19 protein-coding genes and 1 pseudogene are annotated in these 23,884 nt (G+C 74.5%); 10 read left to right on the top strand and 10 right to left on the bottom strand.

Annotation, left to right across the window (positions count from 1 at the left end; all coding sequences use genetic code 11):
* Positions 1–2 precede the first annotated feature (2 nt).
* From ACVGV0_RS01255 to ssd, 4 genes are all read right to left on the bottom strand, one after another.
* Entirely contained in the window at positions 3–713 is a 711-nt protein-coding gene (locus ACVGV0_RS01255) for a type II secretion system F family protein (protein WP_459158004.1), read from the bottom strand.
* On the bottom strand, positions 710–1,558 hold the full coding sequence (locus ACVGV0_RS01250; RefSeq protein WP_459158003.1) for a type II secretion system F family protein: 849 nt from the start codon (positions 1,556–1,558) through the stop codon (positions 710–712). Before ACVGV0_RS01250 ends, ACVGV0_RS01255 begins: the two co-directional genes overlap by 4 nt.
* A complete protein-coding gene (locus tag ACVGV0_RS01245; RefSeq protein WP_459158002.1) occupies positions 1,552–2,799 on the bottom strand; it encodes a TadA family conjugal transfer-associated ATPase in 1,248 nt (415 codons plus the stop codon). Before ACVGV0_RS01245 ends, ACVGV0_RS01250 begins: the two co-directional genes overlap by 7 nt.
* 221 nt (positions 2,800–3,020) lie before the next feature.
* Positions 3,021–4,127, bottom strand: a complete 1,107-nt coding sequence (gene ssd, locus ACVGV0_RS01240) for a septum site-determining protein Ssd (protein ID WP_459158001.1) — start codon at positions 4,125–4,127, stop codon at positions 3,021–3,023.
* 273 nt (positions 4,128–4,400) lie between these two features.
* Between ssd and ACVGV0_RS01235 the strand changes: the two genes are divergently transcribed.
* From ACVGV0_RS01235 to ACVGV0_RS01215, 5 genes are all read left to right on the top strand, one after another.
* On the top strand, positions 4,401–5,228 hold the full coding sequence (locus tag ACVGV0_RS01235) for an HAD-IB family hydrolase (RefSeq protein WP_459158000.1): 828 nt from the start codon (positions 4,401–4,403) through the stop codon (positions 5,226–5,228).
* A gap of 827 nt (positions 5,229–6,055) precedes the next feature.
* Entirely contained in the window at positions 6,056–7,825 is a 1,770-nt protein-coding gene (locus ACVGV0_RS01230; RefSeq protein WP_459157999.1) for a glycoside hydrolase family 3 protein, read from the top strand.
* Between the two features lie 5 nt (positions 7,826–7,830).
* A complete protein-coding gene (locus tag ACVGV0_RS01225) occupies positions 7,831–9,066 on the top strand; it encodes an exo-beta-N-acetylmuramidase NamZ family protein (RefSeq protein WP_459159879.1) in 1,236 nt (411 codons plus the stop codon).
* Positions 9,067–9,075: 9 nt separating this feature from the next.
* The gene (locus ACVGV0_RS01220; RefSeq protein WP_459157998.1) at positions 9,076–10,800 is read left to right on the top strand and encodes a serine hydrolase domain-containing protein; all 1,725 of its coding nucleotides are present in this window, start codon (positions 9,076–9,078) and stop codon (positions 10,798–10,800) included.
* A gap of 107 nt (positions 10,801–10,907) precedes the next feature.
* Positions 10,908–11,822: an N-acetylmuramic acid 6-phosphate etherase gene (locus ACVGV0_RS01215; RefSeq protein WP_459157997.1), complete on the top strand. Its 915-nt coding sequence runs from the start codon at positions 10,908–10,910 to the stop codon at positions 11,820–11,822.
* 15 nt (positions 11,823–11,837) lie between these two features.
* Here the strand turns inward: ACVGV0_RS01215 and ACVGV0_RS01210 are convergent, their stop codons facing one another.
* A complete protein-coding gene (locus tag ACVGV0_RS01210) occupies positions 11,838–12,791 on the bottom strand; it encodes a nucleoside hydrolase (RefSeq protein ID WP_459157996.1) in 954 nt (317 codons plus the stop codon).
* A 171-nt stretch (positions 12,792–12,962) separates the two neighbouring features.
* Positions 12,963–13,706 carry a Fic family protein gene (locus ACVGV0_RS01205; protein ID WP_459157995.1) on the bottom strand — a complete coding sequence of 248 codons (744 nt, stop codon included), beginning with the start codon at positions 13,704–13,706 and terminating at the stop codon, positions 12,963–12,965.
* Positions 13,707–14,048: 342 nt separating this feature from the next.
* On the opposite strand from ACVGV0_RS01205, the gene acs reads away from it, so the two are divergent.
* The 3 genes and pseudogenes from acs (at position 14,049) to ACVGV0_RS01190 (ending at position 18,671) form a co-directional block, all read left to right on the top strand.
* Positions 14,049–16,034, top strand: a complete 1,986-nt coding sequence (gene acs, locus ACVGV0_RS01200) for an acetate--CoA ligase (RefSeq protein WP_459157994.1) — start codon at positions 14,049–14,051, stop codon at positions 16,032–16,034.
* A gap of 621 nt (positions 16,035–16,655) precedes the next feature.
* A pseudogene (gene nhaA, locus ACVGV0_RS01195) lies at positions 16,656–17,882 on the top strand (Na+/H+ antiporter NhaA); the annotation flags it as partial.
* A gap of 276 nt (positions 17,883–18,158) precedes the next feature.
* A complete protein-coding gene (locus ACVGV0_RS01190) occupies positions 18,159–18,671 on the top strand; it encodes a phage holin family protein (protein WP_459157993.1) in 513 nt (170 codons plus the stop codon).
* 219 nt (positions 18,672–18,890) lie between these two features.
* Here ACVGV0_RS01190 and ACVGV0_RS01185 read toward each other — a convergent pair whose 3' ends face one another.
* The 4 genes from ACVGV0_RS01185 to nth all read right to left on the bottom strand — a co-directional run bounded on the left by ACVGV0_RS01185 (position 18,891) and on the right by nth (position 22,487).
* Positions 18,891–20,078: a MarP family serine protease gene (locus ACVGV0_RS01185; protein ID WP_459157992.1), complete on the bottom strand. Its 1,188-nt coding sequence runs from the start codon at positions 20,076–20,078 to the stop codon at positions 18,891–18,893.
* 107 nt (positions 20,079–20,185) lie between these two features.
* Complete coding sequence (locus ACVGV0_RS01180; RefSeq protein WP_459157991.1) at positions 20,186–20,902, bottom strand: NUDIX hydrolase; 717 nt, start codon at positions 20,900–20,902, stop codon at positions 20,186–20,188.
* Positions 20,903–21,063: 161 nt separating this feature from the next.
* On the bottom strand, positions 21,064–21,735 hold the full coding sequence (locus ACVGV0_RS01175; protein ID WP_459157990.1) for a TlpA family protein disulfide reductase: 672 nt from the start codon (positions 21,733–21,735) through the stop codon (positions 21,064–21,066).
* The gene (gene nth, locus ACVGV0_RS01170) at positions 21,732–22,487 is read right to left on the bottom strand and encodes an endonuclease III (protein WP_459159878.1); all 756 of its coding nucleotides are present in this window, start codon (positions 22,485–22,487) and stop codon (positions 21,732–21,734) included. Before nth ends, ACVGV0_RS01175 begins: the two co-directional genes overlap by 4 nt.
* Positions 22,488–22,709: 222 nt before the next feature.
* On the opposite strand from nth, the gene ACVGV0_RS01165 reads away from it, so the two are divergent.
* Together ACVGV0_RS01165 and ACVGV0_RS01160 are read left to right on the top strand one after the other, a co-directional pair.
* The gene (locus ACVGV0_RS01165) at positions 22,710–22,964 is read left to right on the top strand and encodes a hypothetical protein (RefSeq protein WP_459157989.1); all 255 of its coding nucleotides are present in this window, start codon (positions 22,710–22,712) and stop codon (positions 22,962–22,964) included.
* Positions 22,965–23,057: 93 nt separating this feature from the next.
* Complete coding sequence (locus tag ACVGV0_RS01160; protein ID WP_184725400.1) at positions 23,058–23,732, top strand: Crp/Fnr family transcriptional regulator; 675 nt, start codon at positions 23,058–23,060, stop codon at positions 23,730–23,732.
* The last annotated feature ends 152 nt before the right edge of the window (positions 23,733–23,884 follow it).

The raw sequence follows: 23,884 nt of genomic DNA, 5'->3' as shown, positions 1-23,884 counted from the left end.
TCTCACAGCTCACCCACGCGCCGAAGCATGCCCAGCACCGCGGGAGCGATGCCGAGGCAGAAGAAGCTCGGCAGGAAGCACAGCCCCAGCGGGGCAGAGACCCACACGGCGGCGCGCCGCGCGCGGGCGTGCTCGCCGTCGTGCGCACGCGCCCGGGCGCGTGCGGCGAGCTCGGTGACCACCGCGGCCAGCGGACTCCCGGTGCGCGCGGTGCGCCGCGCCGCCCGGGCGATCTCCGCCGTGTCGCGGCACCGCAACGCCGGTTCCCACGCCTCGGCCGCGTCCGCTCCCAACGCGATCCGCTCGGCCACGGCGCCCAGCGCCCGGCGGGCGGGCCCGGCGAACTCCCGGGCCACCGCGGTCAGCGCCGCGGGCGCGCTCAGCCCCGCCCGCAGCGCGGCGGCAAACAGCTCGTACCCCGTGGCCAGGTCCATCGGGCCGGTGCCCTCCTGCCGCCGCCGGGCCCTGCGGACCAGCGCGGCGCACGTCCCGCCGGCGACGAGCACCGCGAGCCCGACCGCGGGTCCCGCCGCCAGGGCCACCGCACCGAAGGAACCCCCCGCCGCGACCCCCAGCACGCGGCGGGGTGGAACCCCCGGTGCGCCCCGTCGCCTCCGCCCGGCCGGCGCCAGGCGCACCACCCGCCTGCGCACCGGCGCCTCCGGCACGAGCAGCAGGCCCACGCCCACCAGGGCTGCGCACACGGCGATCACGAGGCACCCGCCTCGGTCAGGCGCAGCGTCCACGCGGCCCCGCAGCCGGCCAGCGCCACTCCGAGCACGAGCAGCAGCTGGCCCCAGGGCGTATCGCGGAGGACGGCGAGCGGCTCGGCGCCGGAGGCCTCGCCGAGCGCGAGGCCGAACACCGGCAGCACGGCCAGGACGAGCGCCGTCGCGCGCGGGCCCGCCATGTCCGCCTGCGCCCGGTGCTGGAACGCAGCGCGGTTCTCCAGGTCGCACCGCACCGCGTCGAGCAGTTCCGCCAGCCCCGCTCCGTGCCGTTCCGCCAACCGCCACGCCCGCGCCATGCTCGAGCACGGACCGCCGAGGGAGCCGGTGCGGTGCTCGGCGGCCAGGGCGGTGGGGACGTCCCCGCCGAGCCGCGCGGTCATCGCGATCTCGCGGAACAGCGCACCGGTGCGACCCGGGGACTCGGCCGCGACCCCTTCGGCCGCTCGGGCGGGGTGCGCGCCCGCCCGCAGCTGCGCGACGAACAGGTGCAGTCCCGCGGCCAGCTCCTCCCACCCGCGGCCTCGCCGGCGCTGCCGATCCCACGCGCGGTAGCAGTGCCCTCCGGCTCCGGCGGCGAGGAGCGCGGCGACCGCTCCACCTGCCCCCGCGGCCCAACCGCCGAGGAGCACCAGGGCAGCGGCGAGCGCGGCCGCCCCGCTCCGACGCGGACTGCCGCGGAACCACCGCAGCACCGGGAGACCCGCGCTGCGGGGAGGAGCGCCACCGGCCGCACCCCGGCGGCGGAGAGCGGCGAGGCGCGAACGCGGTCCCCGGCCGGGCCAGCCGAGCAGCGCGAGCGCGGCGAGCGCGCAGGCCGCGGTCACCACCCCGCCTCCTCCGCCGTCGCCCCGGTGAAGGCCGCCCGCTCACCGCCGAGCAGGTGCACCAGGTGCTCGCGCCCGGGCTGCCACCCGCCGTCGTGGCGCCACGCGGGTTGCACCTGCACCTGCCCACCGGTGCGCCGCACCACGCCGATCTCGGACAGGCAGCGCCCCGGTCGGGCAGCGCTGCCCTTCCGGACGTGCAGCACGAGGTGCACGGCGGGGCCGAGCTGGCTGTGCAGCGCCTCGCGGGAGAGCCCGCCGAGCGCGGCGAGCGCTTCCATCCGGGCGGGCACCTCGGCGGGGGAGTTGGCGTGCAGCGTTCCCGCGCCGCCCTCGTGGCCGGTGTTCAACGCGGCGAGCAGCTCGCACACCTCCGACCCGCGCACCTCCCCGACCACCACCCGGTCGGGCCGCATCCGCAAGGCCTGGCGCACGAGGTCGTGCAGGTGCACCCCGCCGACGCCCTCCACGTTCGCCGGGCGCGTCAGCAACCGCACCACGTGCGGGTGGCGCGGGTGGAGTTCGGCGGCCTCCTCCACGCTCACGATGCGCTCGTCCGCCGGAACCTCCCCGAGCATCGCGGCCAGCAGCGTGGTCTTGCCCGCCGCCGTGCCACCGACGACGAGGAAGGCCAGGCGCGCGGCGATGATGCGGCGCAGCACGCCGGTGATCGCCGGGGGGAACATGCCCGCCGCGGCGAGCGCGTCGAGGTCGTGGTCCGCGGCGCGCAGCACCCGCAGCGACACGCAGGTCCCGGCGGCGGCCACGGGCGGCAGCACGGCGTGCAGACGCACGGGGCTGTCCGCGCGTCCCCGCGGCAACCAGGCGTCCACCCACGGCTGGGCGTCGTCGAGCCGGCGTCCGCTGGCGAGCGCCAGCCGCTGCGCCAGGCGCCGCACGCTCTCCTCGTCACCGAAGGCCACGTCCGCGCGCACGAGGCCGTGGCCGCGGTCGACCCAGACCTCGTCGGGGGCGGTGACGAGCACGTCGGTGACCGCGGGATCGCGCAGCAGCGGTTCGAGCGCACCGGCACCGAGGAACTCCTGGTGCACCCTCCGCAGCGCGGTGAGCACGTCGCCGTCGGCGACGAGACCGCGGGTCTCGGCCCGCACGGCCTCGGCGACCGAGTCGGGGGTCACCTCCTCCCCGCTGTCGACGATCCGGTTGCGCACGCGCTCCAGCAGCGCCTCGTCGATCGGCCCGGTCGTCGGGCCCGCTGCGGCGGTGGGAGGGATGGGGGACATGCCGTGCTCCGTGGAGGTCGTCACCGGCTGCCCGCGGCCTGGGCGGCCGCGGGCGGTACCGGCGGGGCGGGGGTGGACTCGGGGTTCGGAGTGGGCTCGGGGTTCGGAGTGGGCTCGGGGACTGGGGAGGACCTCGCAGCCGGAACGCACCGGACCCGGTGGGGACCGGAGCGGTGCCGGACGGCTCGGGCGGTGCCGACGGCTCGGGCGCCGCGGGCGACTCAGGCGGCCTGCCCGTCGACCTCGGCGTCGAGCAGGTCGAGCACCGCGGCCGCGCTGCGTGGTAACGGCCCGCGGGTGGACGCGGAGGAGGTGCCGATGCCGCGCCGGTCGGCGGCGGCCGCGAGTTCCGGCTGGTCGCGGACCACGGCGAGCGGCTCCACCCCCACCACCTGCCGCACGTCCCCGGCGCGCATCCCCGCGGCCGGCCCGGAGCGCACGAGCAGGCACGCGGGCGCGGAAGCGGCTCCGCGCACGCGCCCGAGCACCGCGGCCGCGGCCGCGCACGCGCGCAGCTCGGCCCGCGCGACGAGGCAGACCAGGTCGGCGTGCCGCAGCACGGCCTCCGCCGCGTCCGCGAGGTGGCGGGAGACGTCGCAGACGACGGTGTCGCCGGCCTGCCGCGCCGCGCCGAGCACGGAGCGCGCGGCCGCGGCGGTGAACCCGGAGTCCGGGTTCTCGCGGTCGCAGGCGAGCACGGCCAGCGTGCCGGCCCCGAGCTGCTGCGCGGGCAGCGCCTCGTGCAGGGTTCCCGCGGTGACGCGTCCGCTGCCGATGCTGACGTCGCCCCAGCGCAGTCCGGGCACGTCCTCCCAGCCGAGGACGACGTCGAGGCCGCCGCCGACGGGGTCGCCGTCGAGGAGCAGCACCCGGCCGCCCCGCCGCGCCGCGGTCGCGGCGGTCTCCGCCGCCAGCAACGAGGCCCCGGCCCCGCCGGACCCCCCGAGCACGGCCAACACGCGGCCGACTGCCGCGGGGCCGGCGGAGCCGTCCGCCTCCGGTGGCGCGGTGAGCAGGTCGACGACGCGGTGCTCCTCGCTCGCCAGGTCGACCACGTCCTGCGCGCCGAGGGCGAAGGCCGCCTGCCACGTCCCCTCCGCCGGTGCCCGGACCAGGAGGTAGACCTCGCGCCTGCAGGGCAGCCCCGACTCCAGCGCGGCCCGTGCGGCCGGCTCGTCCAGCAGCACGCGCGGCGCGGTCGCCCAGGAACCCTCCACTGTGGCGGGTTCGGCGGCGGTGCGCGCGGCGGTGCCGCAGGCCGCGGCGATCCGTTCGAGCTCGCAGCGCAGCTCGTCGTCGGCGGCGATGATGAGCGAGGTGGGCGTCATGGTGTCGGCCTTTCGGTGTTCGCCGGTGGCTCGGTTCCGCGAGCGCTGCGATCACCGTGACCGGGTTTTCCCGCTGCGCCAAGCACCCTCAGCGCTACTTGTGGACAACTCAGCCCCCTGTGGACGAGGTGCCGGTTCCAGCCCGGATTGTTCCCCCGTTCCGGGGTTCAGCACCCCGGTGAACCACACCCCTCGGACGGGCGAACGAGCGGCATCGGCGGCACGGCGGCGCAGTGCGGCACGTTCGCGCCCGCCGGCCCGTATGCTGTCCGCGTGACGGAGTCCGCGAACCCCCCGCCCGCACCGGAAAGCCACGTGGCGGCCTTCTTCGACCTGGACAAGACCGTGATCGCGAAGTCGAGCACGCTCGCGTTCAGCCGCCCGTTCTTCCAGGAAGGACTCATCAACCGCCGCGCGGTGCTCAAGAGCGCCTACGCCCAGTTCGTGTTCATGCTGGCCGGTGCGGACGCCGACCAGATGGACCGGATGCGCGCGCACATCACGTCGCTGTGCGCCGGCTGGGAGGTGGAGCAGGTCAGCGCGATCGTGGAGGAAACGCTCAACGACATCGTCGACCCGCTGGTCTACAAGGAGGCGACCCAGCTGATCGACGAGCACCACGAGGCCGGTCACGCGGTGGTCGTGCTCTCCGCCTCCGGCCAGGAGGTCGTCGCACCGGTGGCCACGATGCTCGGCGCCGACCACTGGGCGGGCACGCGCATGGTCGTGGCGGACGGCCGCTACACCGGGGAGATCGAGTTCTACTGCTCCGGGGAGAACAAGGCCCGCGCGGCGCGGGAGCTCGCCCGGCAGCAGGGCTACGACCTCGACGCCTGCCACGCCTACAGCGACTCGATCAGCGACATGCCGCTGCTCGAGGCGGTGGGGCACCCGACCGTGGTGAATCCGGACCGGGCGCTGCGCCGCGAAGGGGTGCAGCGCGGCTGGCCCTCGCTCACGTTCGACCACCCGGTGTCGCTGCGCGCCCGCCTGCCCACCCCGTCCCGCACCGCGGTGACCGCCGCGGGCGTCGGCATGGGCGCGGTCGCCGCGGCGGGCGCGGCCTGGTGGGGGCTGCGCCAGTGGCGCAAGCGCCGCTGACCACCCAGGACGGGCTCTCCCGGACGAGCATTCCCGGACGAGCACGAACACCACCGGAGGAGCCCTACCGGGTGATCACGACACGTGCGCGCGCGAACTCTTGCAGTAACCGCTGCGGGCGCTCCACAATGAGGGTGCGGACCCTGCAGGCCAGGGACGTTACGGAGGAGAAGTGACGTCTCCCCCTCGCAGGCTCCGCACGCGAGCAGCCGGTGAACCCACGCGCTGCCCCCACAAGGAGGCGAGTCGTTCAACGGGGTTGCGTACCGGGACGCCGGACGCCTAGCCCACAACGGTACGACCGAGCCAGCAGCTTGGTAACCCGGTTCCTCGCGTGGAGGTGGCGCCCGTCCCCGGGACGGGCGTCGCCGCATGTCGGCCCCCGTTCGGGCGCCTTTCCGGGCACCGCGCCCCGATCCCACCGGAGCCCGGCCCCCGAACCCGGCCTCCGGGAAGCCTCCGCCCTCCGCGACCCGACCCCGCGCGCCCCGGTGCGGCCGCGTCGGGACGGCACCGCCGAGGCCGAGCGGGGCCGCCCGCGTGGCGCGTTGTCGCCACGTCCGCCGTGTCGCGTTGACCGACTTCCGCGCGGTGGGTAGTTTTTCGGATCCGCAGAGTGATCGTTCGTGCACACCGGGTTCGCACGCCCCGGGTTCGTGCACAGCGGGTCTCCGCGGCACCGGCAGGGCGGCCCCGCCGCCCGGCCCCCGGAGCGGGAACCCGGCGGCACTCCGCACCTGCTGCCCGCTCCGGTCGTTGACCAGCCCCGTCGTTGGCCAACCCGGTTGTTGACCGGCCCGGTCGTCGACCAGCGCAAGGAGGCCGCCGTGCCCCGGACCATCGGCCGCCGCACCATCGTGCTCGGAGCAGCCGCAGCAGCGGGCTCAGCCGTCACGGCCTCCACCTACCCCCGATCGCAGGCCGCCCGATCGAGTGCCGCGGATCTGGTGCGGGACATGACCCTGGACGAGAAGATCGGGCAGCTGTTCGTCGTCCCCGCCTACGGGCGGGACGCGCACGGCCCGCACCCGGACAACCGCGCGGAGTTCGGCGTGGACACACCCGCCGAGGTCGTCCGCACCTACCACCCGGGCGGGCTGGTCCACTTCTCGTGGACCGACAGCCTGCGCACCCCGCGGCAGATCGCCGAGCTGTCCAACGGCACGCAACGGGCCGCGCTCGACTCCGGCGCCGGGATCGCCCTGCTGGCCTGCCTCGACCAGGAGCAGGGCGCGGTCACCCGGATCGGCCCGCCCGCGGCGCAGTTCCCCGGCAACATGGCCCTCGGGGCCTCGCGCAGCGCGGCGGACGCGACGCGCGCCGCCGAGGTGACCGGGGAGGAGCTGCGGGCGATGGGCTTCAACCTGAACCTCGCCCCCAGCGGCGACGTCAACGTCAACCCGGCGAACCCCGTGATCGGGGTGCGCTCGTTCTCCTCCGACCCGGACCTGGCCGCCGAGCTCACCGCCGCGCAGGTGCGCGGTTTCCACCGCGCCGGGATCGCCGACTCGGTCAAGCACTTCCCCGGGCACGGGGACACCGATGTGGACAGTCACACCGGGCTGCCGGTCATCGAGCACGACCGGCAGCAGTGGGAGGAGCTCGACGCACCGCCGTTCCGCCGCGCCATCGCCGCCGGTTCGGACTCGGTGATGAGCGGGCACCTGCTCGTGCCGAAGCTGGACGACTCGGGCGAACCCGCGACGCTCTCACCCGCGGTGCTGACCGGGATGCTGCGCGAGGAGCTCGGTTTCGGCGGAGTGGTGGTCACCGACTCGCTGCGGATGGACGGGGTGCGGCAGCAGCACCCGGACGCCGAGATCCCGGTCCTGGCGCTGCAGGCAGGTGCGGACGTGCTGCTGATGCCGATCGACCTGCGCCTGGCGATCGACGCGGTGCGCGCCGCCGTCCGCGACGGACGCCTGTCCGAGCAGCGCATCGACCGCAGCGTGCGCCGCGTGCTCGAGCTGAAACGGCGGCGCGGCGCGCTCGGCGACCCGTTCACCGATCCCGACCGCGCGGAGCGGTTCGTCGGAGCCGCGGAGCACGTGCGCACCGCGCAGGAGGTCACCGACCGCACGACGACGCTGCTGCGCAACGACGGCCCGGTGCTGCCGCTGGACCCGGTGCCGGGCAGCGTGCTGGTCACCGGGGCCGGCGGGTCGGCCACGCGCGCCCTCGCCGACCGGATCGCCGCCCGCGGGCCGCGCACCCGCGCGCAGGGCACCGGCCGCAACCCCGATCAGCAGCGCATCGACGCCGCCGCGGGGGCGGCGCGGCAGCACGAGGTGACCGTGGTGCTCACCAGCGGCGCCTGGGAGGACGACAACGCCGGGCAGCGGGACCTGCTGGCCGCGCTGGCCCGCACCTCGCGACCGGTGATCGCCGCCGCGGTCGAGGACCCGTACGACGCGGGCCACGACGAGCAGCTTCCCGCGTGGCTGGCGACCTTCTCGGACAAGGACGTGGCCGTGGAGGCGCTGACGCGCGTGCTGTTCGGTGAGCGCACCCCGCGGGGGCGGCTGCCCGTGGCCGTGCCGGACCCGCGGCGGCCCGGTGCGGACCGCTACCCGTTCGGCCACGGCCTGGGCTGGTGAGCGCCGTGGACGTCAACCGCAGGCACTTCGTCACCACCGCCGCGCTGGCCCCGGCCCTGCTCCCGGCCGCGAGCGGCGCGTCCGGGACCGCCTCCGCCGGCGCCGGGCCGGTGCGCACCGGGGCCGACGTGCTCGCGGCGCAGCACTGGCGCCCGCTGCGCGGGAACCGCGTCGGGGTGCTGACGAACCCCACCGGTGTGCTGTCCTCGCTGCAGCACGTCGTCGACGCGATGCACGAGCAGGACGTGCCCGTCGTCGCCGCGTTCGGCCCCGAGCACGGGTTCCGCGGCACCGGGCAGGCCGGGGAGTCGGAAGGCGACGCGCGGGATCCGCGCACGGGCCTGCCCGTCTACGACACCTACGGCGCCGACGCCGACGCGATGGCACGGATGCTGCGCGAGGCGCGGGTGGAGCACCTCGTGTTCGACATCGCCGATGTCGGCGCCCGCTTCTACACCTACATCTGGACGATGTACACGGCCATGCGGGCGGCGAGCCGCGTGGGCGCGGCGTTCACCGTGCTCGACCGGCCGAACCCGATCGGCGACCGGGTCGCGGGGCCCCTGCTGGACCCGGCGTTCTCCTCCGGGGTGGGTCTGCTGCCGATCGCGCAGCAGCACGGCATGACCGCGGGCGAGCTGGCGCTGCTGTTCGACCGGGAGCACCTGCCGCGGCGCCTGGACCGGTTGGAGGTGGTGCGCGTGACCGGCTGGCACGGCCGCACCGCGGACACCGGCCTGCCGTGGGTCCCGCCGAGCCCGAACATGCCGGCCCGGAGCACCGCAGCGGTCTACCCGGGTACCGGGCTGTTCGAGGGCACGCTCCTGTCGGAGGGGCGCGGCACCACGACCCCGTTCGAGCTCGTCGGAGCCCCCGGCATCGACTGGCGCTGGGCGGAGGAGCTGAACGCCGCCGCCCCGCCCGGGGTGCGCTTCCAGGAGGCCTTCTTCGCGCCCGCGTTCTCCAAGCACGCCGATCGCACGTGCGGCGGGGTGCGGGTGCACCACGAGGGCGAGCCGCCCGCGGTGGACGCGGCCGTGGCCATGCTCGTGACCGCCCGGCGGCTCTACCCCGACGTGTTCGGCTGGCGCCCGGACCTGATGATCGACCTGCTGGCCGGGACCGACCGGCTGCGCCGCATGATCGACGCCGGTGCCGATGCGGCCGAGGTGGTCGGCTCGTGGCGCGAGGAGGAACGGCGGTTCCGCGACCAGCGGCGCCCGCACCTGCTGTACGACTGAGGAGGGGGCATGGCCGGAAGGCTGCGCGGGCTGCTCGTGCTGTCGGTGGCCGCGGTGGTGGTGTGCACGTCCGCGGCCGCACCCGGTGGCAGCGGCCGGTTCGATCGGCCCCGCCCGGGGTTCAGCCCGCCGACGACGGAGCTGCGGCCGGCGGAGCCCGCCGACGTGGGCATGGCCGCCGAGCCGCTGGACCGGGCCTTCGAGCGGCTGCGCGCGTGGACCGGCCCCACGCCGGACCGGCAGCACCCGATGTACGCGGGCGCGGTGGGGCTGGTGGCGCACGACGGGAGGATCGTGCGCCACGAGGCCAGCGGGTACGAGCTGCGCTACGCCGACGGCACGGGCAGGGAGCTGCCCCGCGGGCAGTGGGAGCCCGCCCGCCGCGGCACGATCTTCGACATCGCCTCGCTGACGAAGCTGTTCACCTCCATCACCGCGCTGCAGGAGGTGGAGCGCGGGAACATCCGGCTGGACGCCCCGGTGGCCGACTACCTGCCCGCGTTCGCCGAGCACGGCAAGCAGGACATCACCGTGCGGCAGCTGATGACGCACACCTCCGGGCTGCCCGCCGAGGTGCGGCTGTGGACGCTGCCACCGGAGGAGCGGATCCCGGCGGTGCTGGGCATCCGGCCGGAGCACGAACCGGGCACGCACTACACCTACTCCGACCCGAACATGATCACGCTCGGGCTGCTGGTGGAACGGGTCTCGGGGCGTTCGCTCGACGAGGTGGTCGCCGAGCGCATCACCGGGCCGCTGGGCATGTCCGACACCGGCTACCGCCCCGCGGAACGGCTGCGGCACCGCATCGCCGCCACCGAGTACCAGCGCAACCCCGACCGGGGAATGGTGCGCGGCCGGGTGCACGACGAGAACGCCTGGTCGCTCGGCGGGGTCGCCGGGCACGCGGGCGTCTTCGCCAGCGCCCGCGACCTCGCCGTGCTCGGGCAGGCGCTGCTCAACGGGGGCACCTACGGCGGCCACCGCATCCTGTCCGAGGCCGGCGTCGAGGGCATGCTCGCCAACGAGAACACCGAGTTCCCCGGTTCGGCCCACGGCCTCGGGTTCGAGCTCGACCAGCGCTTCTACATGGGCGGGCTGAGCGGCCCGCGCACCGCCGGGCACACCGGTTTCACCGGCACCTCGCTCGTGCTCGACCGCGACTCGCGGACGGTGGCCGTGCTGCTGAGCAACCGCGTGCACCCCACCCGCGAGTGGGGATCGAACAGCCCGGCGCGGCGCGCCCTCGCGAGCGGGGTCGCCGAGGCGCTGGCCGTGCGCCCGCGGCACGGCGCGGACTCGTGGTTCGCCCGCCGGGACGGCGTGCTGCGCACCGCCGAGCTCGGGCCCGTGCGCGGCGACGTGGCGGTGCGGTTCGACGCGTTCGTGGACACCCAGCAGGACCCGGACGGCACCGATGCCCTGCGGCTCGAGGCCTCCGCGGACGGTCGGGACTGGCGGCCCGTGCCGCTGCGGGCGCGCGGCGGGGGCGCGCCGGCGGGGCCGACCGAGCAGCTGGCCGGCGCGGGCCACCGCTCCTGGTGGGAGGTGACCGGCCGGGTGCCCGCCGAGCGGGGCGAGAGGGTTCGGCTGCGCTGGCGCTACGTCACCGACGAGTCGTACTTCGGCCGGGGTGTCAACCTGGACGGGGTGCGGGTGCGCGACCGCGACCGGGTGCTCCTCGACTCCCCGGAGGAGCTGCAGCCGCAGGGCTGGATCCGCACGCCGCGCTGACCGCCGCGGCGGGCGGAGGCGGCTTGCGCTGCGCGGATCCCACCGGACAGAGTGGATCTCGCGGACGCGGGCGGCGCGTTTGCGAACGCGACGAGGAGGACCTGGCGATGAGCCAACGCGCACGGCTCGACATCCCGACCGAACGCGTCAACCCCCGGACCACCGACATCGACCTGCTGCCCACGCTGGAGGTCCTCCGACTGCTCAACTCCGAGGACCGCACCGTGCCCGAAGCCGTGGGCCACGCGCTGCCGGAGCTGGCGCACGCCGTGGACCGGGCGGTGGAGGCGCTGCGCGCCGGCGGGCGAGTGCACTACGTCGGTGCCGGCACCTCCGGCCGGCTGGCCGCGCTGGACGCGGCGGAGCTCGTGCCGACGTTCAACATCTCCCCGGACTGGTTCGTCGTGCACCAGGCGGGCGGCGCGCAGGCGCTGCACCGCCCGGTGGAGAACGCCGAGGACGACGAGGACGCGGGTGCGGCGAGCCTCCGCGAGGCCGCGGGCACCGGGGACTTCGTGCTCGGCCTGGCCGCCTCCGGGCGCACGCCGTTCGTGCTCGGGGCGCTGCGCGCGGCGCGGGACCTCTCGCTGCGCACCGCGCTGGTCACGTCCAACCCGGACAGCCCGGGCCACGACATCGCCGAGACGGCGGTGGTCACCGCGACCGGTCCGGAGCCGATCGCCGGGTCGACCCGCATGAAGGCGGGCACCGCGCAGAAGCTCGTGCTCACGGCGTTCTCCACGGCGACGCTGATCCGCCTGGGTTACACGTACTCGAACCTCATGGTGAGCCTGCTGGCGACGAACGCGAAGCTGCGCGGCCGCACGCTGAGCATCCTGCGGGAGACCACCGACGCCTCGGAGCAGGAGTGCGCGGCCGCGCTGGACGCCGCCGAGGGTGACGTGAAGACCGCGCTGGTGCACCTGCTCGGGGACGTCGAGGTCACCCGCGCGGCCGAGCTGCTCGCCGAGCACGACGGGCACGTGCGCCACGCGCTCGCCGCGGCGGTCCGCGAGGACTGAGCCGGCCGGCACCGGTCAGGGCAGCTGCTGGGCCACCCGCGCGTAGGCGTCGGTGACGAGCTTCCAGAAGCGCGCCACGTCGATGCCGGTGGCCACGACGGCGTTGTGCCGTTCCGGCGGTTGCCCGGCGGAGCCGGCGTCCGGGTCGCGGAAGTCGACCACGGTCATGCCCGAGGTGTACCTGCCCTGGGTCTCCACGGCGACGTGGGCCGGCGCGGTCTCCAGCAGCCCCGGGTCGATCGCGTAGGCCACGGCGCACACGTCGTGCACCGGCGGCCCGCCGTCCCGGTACTCCTCGGCCGTGCCGTACAGGTCGAGGCTCGGGGTGATCAGCTCCGCGTCCAGCCGTCCGAGTTCGGCGAGCCCGGCGCGCACCTCGCCGGTGGCGCGGGCCTGCAGGGTCAGGTCGAGCCCGATCATGACCGGCTGCCAGGGCGCGTTGAACACCGCGGCGGCCGCTTCCGGGTCGGCGGCGATGTTGAACTCGGCGGCGGGCGTGTTGTTGCCGCGGGTGTAGGAGCCACCCATGAGCACGAACTCCCGCGCCCACTCGGCCACGCGCGGCTCCTTGGCCAGGGCCAGCGCGATGTTCGTCAGCGGGCCGACGGCCACGAGGCTGATCTCGCCGGGCGCGGCGGCGAGCGTGTCGATGATGAGGTCGACCGCGTGCTGCCCCACCGGGGCCGTGGTGGGCTCCGGCAGCACGGCGCCTCCCAGGCCGGAGGTGCCGTGCACCTCCGAGGCGGTGCGCGGCGGCCGCACGAGCGGTACGCCCGCGCCGCGGGCGACGGGGGCGCCGCTGCCGAGGAAGTCGACCAGGCGCAGCGCGTTGTCCGTGGTGACCTCGATCGGCACGTTGCCGCCGACGGAGGTCACCCCGACGAGTTCCAGGTCGGGACTGCCGTGCGCCAGGGCCAGCGCCAGCGCGTCGTCGACCCCGGGGTCGCAGTCGATCAGGATCTTCTTCACCGTCGCGTCCTCCCTCGCCCCACCGGGGCCGTCTCTCCTCCCGCCGGCGCTTCCCACCTGCTCTTCCCACCGGGGGGTGGGGCCGTCGCCGCCGTCGTTCCGGGAACGTCCGTTCCGCGGTGCCGGTTCCTCGCCGGCACCCGGTCCCTCGCCGTCACCCCGGGGTCGCCGTCATTCCGGGGTCGCCGCGTCCGCGATGGACCGCGCTTCGCGCGCACCGCTTTCCAGGGCGCTGCAGCAGTGCTCGATCCACGCGGCGACCTTGTCCGGCTCGCCGGTGGTGAAGCCCTGCGCGGCGTCGCCGTATTCCCGCTGCCGCCGGAAGTGGGCGACCTCGGGAACGACGAGCCCCTTCGGGTCGAGGCCGCTGCCGATCACGCACAGCCGCGCGGCCGCGCGGGCGATGACACCGGTGGTCGCGCCGAACGCGTCGAGCGCGAGCAGCTCCCCGTGCACCACCGCGGCGAACACGGGGCCGGGGCCCTGCGCCTCGGTGTCAGTGACGATCTCGGAGAGCAGGTCGAGCCGTTCGGAGACCTCCGGATCGACCCGGGGCCGCCCGAGCTGGTCCGGGTCGCTGACGAGGTCCGCGGCGGCGAGCACGTGCATCCGGGCCAGCGCCTGCAGCGGGGCGCGCTGCCAGGTCGGCAGCAGCGTGCCGAGCGCTTCGGCCACGCGCAGGGAGCCGGCCAGCAGCGGCTCGTCGACCGATCCGCTGTCCGGGATCTCGGCGGCGCCGCCGGCGACGGCGGCCGAGGCGCGCGCGGCGCGCACGGAGGCCTCAGCCGCCGTGGTGGGCCAGCCGCGCCGGTTCATCGGGTGCTCGTGCACCTCGTCGACGGCCGCGCGGGCGCGGGTGACGGCCTCGGCGACTCCGGGGAGCTCCGCGAGCGGAGCCAGCGATGGCTTGGGCACGTCCCTGCACGCTACCGGGCGGTGTTCGCACGACCGAGCTCCCCCGGTGAGCTCGTCCCCGACCGAACGCCCGGCCGAACGCGCCGGCTGACCGGTTCTGCGGCCCGTCCTGCCGGGTGGGTGCCCCGCGCGGACCGCCCCCGATGCCGCACCCGGGGCCGGGGCGGGCGGTGATATACACGCACCGCACCGCGGGCGCAGCGGGTCCCGCGGTGCGCCGATCGCCGGCTACGAGAAATTGGTCTGTACCAATTTTGGCTCGCCCCCTGTCGCCGTGCGCTCCATCGCATTACGGTGCTCATTGAACGAGGTGTCCCACCAGCCAGGGAGGTCTTGAAGGAGATGAGCCAACCCGACGGGCAGTCCAACAAGTTGGACAACCTGCTCTCCGAGAGCAGGACGTTTCCGCCACCGGCGGAGTTCGCGGCCCAGGCGAACCTCTCCGCGGAGGCCTACGCCGAGGCCGCCGCGGACCGGGAGGCGTTCTGGGCGAAGCAGGCCGAGCGGCTGCACTGGGACACGAAGTGGGAGCAGGTCCTCGACTGGTCCGGCGCGCCGTTCGCGAAGTGGTTCGTCGGCGGGCGGCTCAACGTCGCCTACAACTGCGTCGACCGCCACGTGGAGGCGGGCAACGGCGACCGCGTGGCCCTGTACTGGGAGGGCGAGCCGGGCGACTCCCGCACCGTGACCTACGCCGAGCTGCAGCGCGAGGTCTCCCGCGCGGCCAACGCCCTGGCCTCCCTCGGCATCGGCGCCGGCGACCGGGTCGCGATCTACCTGCCGATGCTGCCCGAGGCCGTGATCTCGATGCTGGCCTGCGCCCGCCTCGGCGCGCTGCACAGCGTCGTCTTCGGCGGCTTCTCCTCGGAGGCGCTGCGCACGCGCATCGACGACGCCTCGGCCAAGGTCGTCATCACCTGCGACGGGCAGTACCGGCGCGGCAAGCCCATGCCGTTGAAGCAGAACGTGGACGAGGCCGTGGCCGGCGCGGAGAGCGTCGAGCACGTGCTCGTGGTGCAGCGCACCGGCGAGGAAGTCGACTGGCAGGACGGCCGCGACCTGTGGTGGCACGACGTCGTGCCGCGCCAGTCGGAGCAGCACGTCCCGGAGGCGTTCGACTCCGAGCACCCGCTGTTCATCCTCTACACCTCGGGCACCACCGGCAAGCCCAAGGGCATCCTGCACACCTCGGGCGGCTACCTCACCCAGGCCGCCTACACCCACCACGCGGTGTTCGACATCAAGCCCGACTCGGACGTGTACTGGTGCACCGCCGACATCGGCTGGGTCACCGGGCACACCTACATCGTCTACGGGCCGATGGCCAACGGCGCCACCCAGGTGCTCTACGAGGGCACGCCGAACACGCCGCACGAGGGCCGCCACTGGGAGGTCGTGGCCAAGTACGGCGTCTCGATCTACTACACCGCGCCGACGACGATCCGCACCTTCATGAAGTGGGGATCGGACATCCCCGAGCAGTACGACATGTCCTCGCTGCGGCTGCTGGGCACGGTCGGCGAGCCCATCAACCCCGAGGCGTGGATGTGGTTCCGCCAGCACATCGGCGGCAACCGCTGCCCGATCGTGGACACCTGGTGGCAGACCGAGACCGGCGCGATCATGGTCTCGCCGCTGCCCGGGGTGACCGCGACGAAGCCGGGGTCGGCGCAGCAGCCGCTGCCGGGGATCTCCGCCGCGGTCGTCGACGAGTCCGGCAACAAGCTCGGCAACGGCGAGGGCGGCCTGCTCGTGCTGGACGAGCCGTGGCCGGGGATGCTGCGCGGCATCTGGGGCGACGACCAGCGGTTCCGCGACACCTACTGGTCCCGCTTCGCCGAGCAGGGCTACTACTTCGCCGGCGACGGCGCCAAGTACGACGAGGAAGGCGACCTGTGGCTGCTCGGTCGCGTGGACGACGTCATGAACGTCTCCGGCCACCGGATCTCCACCACCGAGGTCGAGTCGGCCCTGGTGTCGCACTCGAACGTGGCCGAGGCCGCCGTGGTCGGCGCCTCCGACGCCACCACCGGCCAGGGCATCGTGGCCTTCGTGATCCTGCGCGGCGGTGCCGACGACTCCGCCGCGGGCGACGCGGCCCTGGCGGAGCTGCGCGAGCACGTCTCCCGCGAGATCGGCCCGATCGCCAAGCCGCGGCAGATCATGGTCGTGCCGGAACTGCCCAAGACGCGCTCCGGCAAGATCATGCGGCGACTGCTGCGGGACGTGGCCGAGAACCGCGAGGTCGGCGACGTGTCCACGCTGGCCGACTCCTCGGTCATGGACCTCATCACCCAGGGGATGCAGTCCTCCTCGTCCGACGAGTGAGTCCGCGCGGACAACCGCGGCGGGCCGATCGCACGGGTCGGCCCGCCGCGGTGCGCGTGCACCCGTCCGGCACCCCGGCGAGCACGTCCCCGCTCAGCGGGTCTCCGGCCAGCAGGTCCCCCATCGCCGGGGTCCTGACCGCCGGGCCGGGGTCGCGGTCGCCAGGGCTGGACCCCACCGCGGGGTCGGGTCTCGCGGGGTCGGGTCGCACCGCGGCGCAAGCCCGCACCGCGAGCCCGCAACGGGCGGAAGCGGACTGCAGCAGGCAGCCCCGGGCAAGCAGTGCTGGCGACGCTCCGTGGTCAACCGCACCCGGTCACGGCACCCCGGAGGCGCTCAGCCGGATCGGGAGCGGCGAGCCCCCGCTGCGACGAGAACTCGATCCGAACGGAAATCCCTGCGCACGAGCTCCGCTTCGCGCCGCTCGCCGCGCGCGGCGCACCCCGCCGGCGGAGCGTTCGCACCCGCCCGCGAGTCACGTGGAGTGACTCACGGAACGCCCGGCCTATGAGCGAAGCGACAGCTCGTGCACCGATTGAGTGTTAAGCTTCAACGAATGGTGTGCCGGGAAGTCTGGTCGGCGTTCGCAAGCACGAATTGAATCGCATCGGGGGAACTCGCGTGTCCAATGCCGCTCGGAACCAGGCCGGGACCGAGGAGACCGAACCCGAACCGGGTACCGCGATCGGGAACTTCTTCCGCAAGGACGTCGTCGGCGGTCTCATGCTCATCCTCGCCGCGGCCCTGGCGCTGGTGCTGGCGAACTCGCCCCTGCAGGAGGCCTTCACCTGGCTGCGGGAGTTCGAGGTCGGACCGCACGTCCTCCACCTGGACCTGAGCCTGGCGGAATGGGCCAAGGACGGGCTGCTGGCCATCTTCTTCCTCTACGTCGGGCTCGAGCTCAAACGCGAAATCGTCACCGGCGAACTGGCCCACTGGAAGAGCGCCACGCTCCCGATCATCGCCGCGGCCGGCGGGATGATCCTGCCGGCGATCATCGCCTACGGCATCGGGCACACCGAGCCGCACGCCGGCAGCGCCTGGGCCATCCCGATGGCCACCGACATCGCCTTCGCGGTCGGCGTGCTGTCGCTGTTCGGCTCGTGGATGCCGCTGGCCGGACGCGTGTTCCTGCTCAGCCTCGCCGTGGTCGACGACCTCGGCGCGATCGCGATGATCGTCGTGCTGTTCACCGACGGGTTGAACCTGGTCGCGCTGGCCGCGGCCGTGCTGCTCGCCGTCGCCTACTGGTACCTGCAGCACCGGCGCGTGACCACGTCGTGGCTGTACATCCCGCTGGGCGTGGCCCTGTGGGTCGCGGTGCACACGACAGGTGTGCACGCCACGATCGCCGGCGTCATCCTCGGCCTGCTCACGCGGGTCAAGCGGGACGCGCACGAGACGAGCTCCCCGGAGGAGCGCCTGGAGCACCGGCTCTCCCCCTGGTCAGCGAGCCTCGTGGTGCCGATCTTCGCGTTCTTCGCCGCGGGCGTCCCGGTCAACGGCGAGGCGCTGCGGGAGATCGCGCACGACCCGGTCGCCATCGGCGTCATCGTCGGGCTCGTGGTCGGCAAGCTGATCGGCGTGGCGGGCGTGTCCTGGTTGGCGATCAAGGTCGGCCTGGCCCACAAGCCGCGCGGGGTCACCTGGCCGGACATGCTGGGACTGGCCATGCTCGCCGGCATCGGCTTCACCGTGAGCCTGCTGATCGCCGAGCTGTCGCTCACCGGCGCCGCGGCCGAGCGCGCCAAGGCCGCGGTGCTCATCGCCTCGGCCATCGCCACGGTGCTGGCGGGGGTGACGCTGTCGCTGCGCGGCAAGCTCGTGCGCGGTCAGCGCGCCGCCGCAGCTGCCGGCGCCGGGCCGGGTGCGGAGGAGGCGACCGGTGCGGAGGCCGCGGTGGCGCCGGCCGAGCCGGGTGCGGAACCGGACCCCGCTGCGGGGCCGGACTCGGCGCCGGGGTCGAGCGCGGTCGAGGCGGACGCCGAGCAGGACACGAGGCACGACACCGGGCGGGCCGCCGGGCGGGAGTGAACAGGCGGTCCGCGCCGGGCGCCTGCGCGGATCCCGACACATCGGCGAGTCCGACGTTCGCCCGGAGATCGCGCGTGGCACGATGGGCCCGTGAACAGCGCCCGGGAGAGCAACGGTCAGCACACCAACGGCAAGGACGACGTCGCGGGGCAGTCCGCGGTCCCGTCCCTCCCGCTGTCCGAGGAGGGAACGGACTCCGGTCAGTCGATCGGAGCGCTCGCCCGCGACGTGACGGCCCACCTGTCCACCCTGGTGCGCGCCGAGGTGGAACTGGCCAAGTCCGAGATCACCAGCGAGGTCAAGAAGGGCCTCAAGGGCAGCGTCTTCTTCATCCTCGCCCTGGCCGTGCTCGTGTTCAGCACGTTCTTCCTCTTCTTCGCGCTCGCGGAGGGGCTGGCCCAGCTCGGCCTGTGGCGGTGGGCGGCGTTCGGGATCGTGTTCCTGCTGATGCTCCTCGTGGCCGGCCTGTTCGCGCTGCTCGGCTTCCTGCGGGTGCGCAAGATCCGCGCGCCGAAGCGGACGATGGCCACGTTGCGCGACACCAAGCAGATCACCCGGCGGCACTCCGCGGAGACGGCGGAGGCCTCGCAGAGCTCCGCGTGAGATCCTCCGCTCGACGGCCCCGGCGCACCCGATGAGGGGGCGCACCCGATGAGGGGGCGCACCCGGCGAGGTGGGCCCGGGGCGCGCCGACGCGGTACCGCGCGGACTGGTGATCGCGCGCTCGGCCGCACGGGCCGCCCGGCCAGCGGCGCAGCCGCTTCCCGGTCACGCGCGCAGACCGGCCCGCTGCACCAGCCGGCCCGCTGACCCCTCGGTCGGCTACTCCGCGGCGCACTTCCCGGTCGGCACCGGCTGCGACAGGGAGGGCGCGGCCTGCACCTCGTCGGCGACCTCCTGAGCGGTGAGCGCGAACCCGGTCTCCGGGTCGTCGACGGCGGCGCCGAAGACCACCCCGACCACGTCGCCCTCGGGATCGATGAGCGGACCGCCGGAGTTCCCGCTGCGCACGTCACCGCGCACGGTGTAGACGTCCCGCTCGACACCGCTCTCGCCGTAGATGTCCGGGCCGTTGAGGGCCACGCGCTCCCGCACGCGCCCCGGGGAGGCGTGGTACGGCCCGTCCAGCGGGTAGCCCAGCGCGATCACGTCGTCGCCGGAACGGGCGGGCTGCTGCTCGAACGACATGGCCTCGGCGTCCAGGTCGGGCACGGACAGCACGGCCAGATCCGTCCGCGGGTCGAACATCACCACCTCGGCCTGGAACTCGCCGCTGCCCATCTCGATGGCGACCTGGTCGGTGCCCGCCACCACGTGCGCGTTCGTCATCACGCGGTGCTCGGAGACGACGAACCCGGTGCCCTCCAGGGACCGCCCGCAGGAGTAGGCCCGACCGCGCACCTTGACCACGCTCTGCTGCGCCTCGCGCACCACGGGGCTGCGCGCGAGCTGCCCGTTCGGCGGCTGCGTGCTGGTGACCGGGGTTTCCGAGAACGGTTCCAGGGCCTGCGGGAACTGGTCGAAGCCGATGATGCGGCGCAGTTCGGCCGGGATCTGCTTGGCCTGCGGCGGCATCACCTCGTCGACCGCGCTGAGCACGTTCGACCGGTTCAACGCCGCGGCGAGGCCGGGGGTGGCGGTGGCCGAGGTGAACGGCAGGGCGACGAGCCAGGCCACCACGAACACGGCCACGCCCTGCAGGACCGCCCCCAGCACGTTGTCCACCCCGGTCAGGCCGGTCGCGGTGATCCGCTCCCGCAGTTCGCGCCCGGCCCACATGCCGCAGGTCTCGCCGAGGGCCACCAGCAGCACGACGATGCCGACGCCGAAGGCGATCCGCGCCAGCGGGTCGTCCAGCCGTTCCAGCAGCAGCGGCGCGAGCTTGAGACCCACGATCGCGCCGACGAACACCCCGAGCAGGGAGAACAGGGCGGTGACCAGCCCGTTGCGCGCCCCGGACGCGGCGCCGAGCAGCGCGAGCAGCACCACCAGCAGGTCGACCCAGTTCACGGCTCACCCCGATCCGCGCGGCATGCGAACTCGTCCTCCGGTTCGGCACCGGACCGGGCCGGCCCGCCGAACACCAGCCTATTGTCCCGACCCGCCCGGGCGATGCTTCAGCCCTCCGCGTGGTCGACGGCCCCTGCGCGTTCGGCCTGGTGCCACGCCTCCGTGAGCTCCCACACGTCTCCGCTGTCCCACGGCCGCGTCCAGCCCGCGAGGTCCAGCACCCCCGCCAGCACGCCCGCGGTGAACCCCCAGACCAGCATGCCCGGCACGAGGAACGCCGGTCCGGCCGGAGCGCCGGCACGTCCCACGCGCACCCGGTACGCCGGGTCGGTGAGCCGGGCGATGGACACCCGCGCCACCGCCGCGGTCTCCCCCGGGTCGACCGGCCGCACCTCGGACGGTTCCTCCCAGTGCGCCACGACCGGACTCACGCGGAAACCGCTGTGCGGCACGTGCAGTTCCGGCAGCAGTGCCAGGGGGCGCACGCCCGCGGGACGCAGCCCCACCTCCTCCGCCGCCTCGCGCAGCGCCGCGTCGACCGGGCCGCGGTCGGTGGGGTCGATCCCGCCTCCGGGGAAGGCGACCTGCCCGGGGTGCGAGTTCAACCCGTCGGCGCGGCGCAGCAGCACGATGTCCGGCCCGCGCGTACCCGCGCCGAACAGCAGCAGCACCGCGGCGGGGCGCGCGTGCGCGGGCGGACGGCTCCGGGGCCAGCCGAAGGCGGTGGCCTCGATCTCCGCGCTGTCGACCACCAGCGGGTGCAGCCAGTGCGGCACGTCCTCCAGCGGGCACAGCGGACCGGGCCGCCAATCCACGTCGTTCACTCCGACCCCCTTCGCGGGTTCGACAGCGGGCGGCGCCGCGCCTGCGGGTCACCCACCTGGAGTGTGCCTACTCCGCCGCACCCGGGCTGTCCAGCACCGGCCTCGACGCCTTCCCGCAGTGCGGGAATCCGCGGGGCCGGGCCGGCGAACCGCGGAACGGATCAGGAGCTCCGCCTGGCCTCGTCCACGGCCGCGCGCACCTCATCGACCGAGCGGAACACGGTCACGTCGAGGCGGTGCACCGCGCCGTCCTCGGTGACCAGGTAGCTCACGGGCAGCACGTTCGGGGCGGACAGCGCGGAGCGGAGCTCGCCGCGCGGGTCGTGCACGTTGGGGAAGTGCACGCCGAGCTCGCGCAGCATCCCGAGGCCGGCGGACTCCCCGCTGCGCACCTGCACGCCGAGCACGTCGACCTCGTCCTGCGCGCGGGCGTACTCGGCGAGCACCGGCAGCTCCTCGCGGCACGGCGCGCACCAGGTGGCCCACACGTTGATCACCGCGGGCCCGTCCCCGACCGCTTCGCCGAGACCCACCGGGCTGCCGTCGGCCATGCAGGTGCCGCGGGCCCCGGACAGCTGCCCAGGACCGGACCGCTGCCCGGCAGCGGGGCCCTGCTCGCGGCAGGACCGCAGGTCGGCGGCCGCGCGCTGCGCCGGGTCCACCTCGGTGCTGGCGGGCGGCCGATCCCGCTGCGGGGCGTCCGCGTCCGGCGCGGGCTCCTGCCCCCCGCGGGGCCACAGGGCGATCACGCCCGCGGCGGCCAGCACGAGCACCACGGCGGTCCAGCGGATCTCCGTGCCGTACTCCCGCCACCCGCTCGTCCGCCGGCTCACGCCGTCGGCTCCTTCGCGGCGGCCTGCTCGACAGCGGCTTCCGGGACCTCCTCGCGCACCCCGGCCAGGGACAGCAGGTGCGGCGCCTCGGGCCCGCGCACGAGCTTCGCCGCGGTCACCGGGTCGGTCGGGCCCGCGCCGTAGGAGGGGCAATCCGCGGCGAGCAGGCAGGCACCGCACGCGGGTTTGCGGGAGTGGCACACGCGCCGCCCGTGGAAGATCACGCGGTGCGACAGCATGGTCCAGTCCTTGCGGGGGATCAGCTCGCCGACGACCTGCTCGACCTTGTCCGGGTCCTCCTCGGCGGTCCAGCCCCAGCGCCGGACGAGGCGGCCGAAGTGCGTGTCGACGGTGAGGCCCGGGACGTCGAAGGCGTTGCCGAGGATCACGTTGGCGGTCTTGCGCCCGACCCCGGGCAGCTTGACGAGCTCGTCGAGCGAGCCGGGCACCTCGCCGTCGTGCCTGTGGACGAGCTCGGCGCCGAGGCGCTGCAGCGAGCTCGCCTTGTTCCGGTAGAAGCCGGTGGAGCGGATCATCTCCTCCAGCTCGGTGCGGTCCGCACCGGCGTAGTCCGCGGCCGTCGGGTACTGTGCGAACAGCGCGGGTGTGACCGCGTTCACGCGTTTGTCCGTGCACTGCGCGGACAGGATGGTGGCCACGGTGAGTTGCAGCGGTGTCTCGAAGTTCAGCTCGCAGTGCGCGTCCGGGTACGCCTCGGTGAGCGCGCGCAGGATGCGCCGCGCCCTGCGCACGAGCCCGAGGTGGGTCTCCGCGCGCCGCTTGCGCGAGCGCCCGGCGCCGCTGCGGCGCGCGGGCGCGCCGGCACTGCCCGCCGCGTCGGCTCCGCTTCCAGCTTGGTCGGCCACCCCTCCAGAGTACGGGCCCGGTCACCACGGCAGGTGACCACCGGTACGCACCGCACACCGACCCCCGGTTGCAACGACCACGAAGGGATGAGCGAGGATTTCACCGTTATGACTGCCTGGTTCGTGATCCTCGTGCCGCTCGTGATCATGTTCTTCACGCTGTTCATGGAACGCGTGGAGGCCCGTCTGCGGCATGTGGCCGTGCAGGAGAACGAGGTGGAAGAACTGCTGGAGAACGCCCGTCCGGACGAGGTGCGGGCGCTGTTCCGGCAGGGCATTGGACGCGCGTTGGAGCTGTTCAGACTTCGCAGAGTGGGACGCGCCGGCAGGCTGCGTACACGCCGTTCCCCGGACCAGTCGTAGAATTACTGGTAGTAACGGCGGCGTACCGCCAGACGCGCAAACGCGGGTCCGGCATGAACAGACCAGCCGCCGCGTCTCAGCAGGAGGGACGAGGTGGACGAGACCCTGGCCCGGGCCGGCATCTTCCAAGGGGTGGAGCCGGCTGCGGCGGAGGCACTAGCACAGTCGCTGGAACCGGTCGAGTTCCCGCGGGGACACGTGATCTTCGCCGAGGGCGAGCCGGGAGACCGGCTCTACATCATTCAGTCCGGCAAGGTGAAACTCGGGCGCAAGTCGCCGGACGGCAGGGAGAACCTGCTGGCGATCATGGGCCCATCGGACATGTTCGGTGAACTGTCGATCTTCGATCCGGGTCCGCGGACCTCGACGGCGACGACGGTCACCGAGGTGCGCGCGCTCAGCATGGACCGCGCCGCGCTGCGGCAGTGGATCGCCACGCGACCGGAGATCGCGGAGCAGCTGCTGCGGGTGGTCGCGCGTCGCCTGCGCCGCACCAACGGCATGCTCGCCGACCTGATCTTCACCGACGTTCCTGGCCGTGTCGCCAAGGCGCTGCTGCAGCTGGCGCAGCGGTTCGGCAGCCAGGAGGCGGGCCTGCTCCGGGTCACGCACGACCTGACGCAGGAGGAGATCGCCCAGTACGTCGGCGCTTCCCGGGAGACCGTCAACAAGGCGCTGGCGGACTTCGCGCACCGGGGTTGGCTCCGGCTGGAGGGCAAGAGCGTGCTCATTCTCGATCCGGAGCGGCTGGCGCGCCGCGCCCGCTGAGCGGATCGGGGTACCCCGAGAGGCAGGACGACGCGCGTCGGCCGACGGCTCCAGGGAGCCCCTGGGGCCCTCAGTCGACGCGCGCGTCGTGCCATTTAGTTCGCACACTTACTTTTGCTCGCGGCAAACTCGGCTTGCCGCCGCGCGCTTCT

This window comes from Salinifilum ghardaiensis (assembly GCF_054491345.1).
The sequence above is the reverse complement of the archived record's forward strand: the minus strand, read 5'-3'. Positions and strand labels throughout refer to the sequence as shown.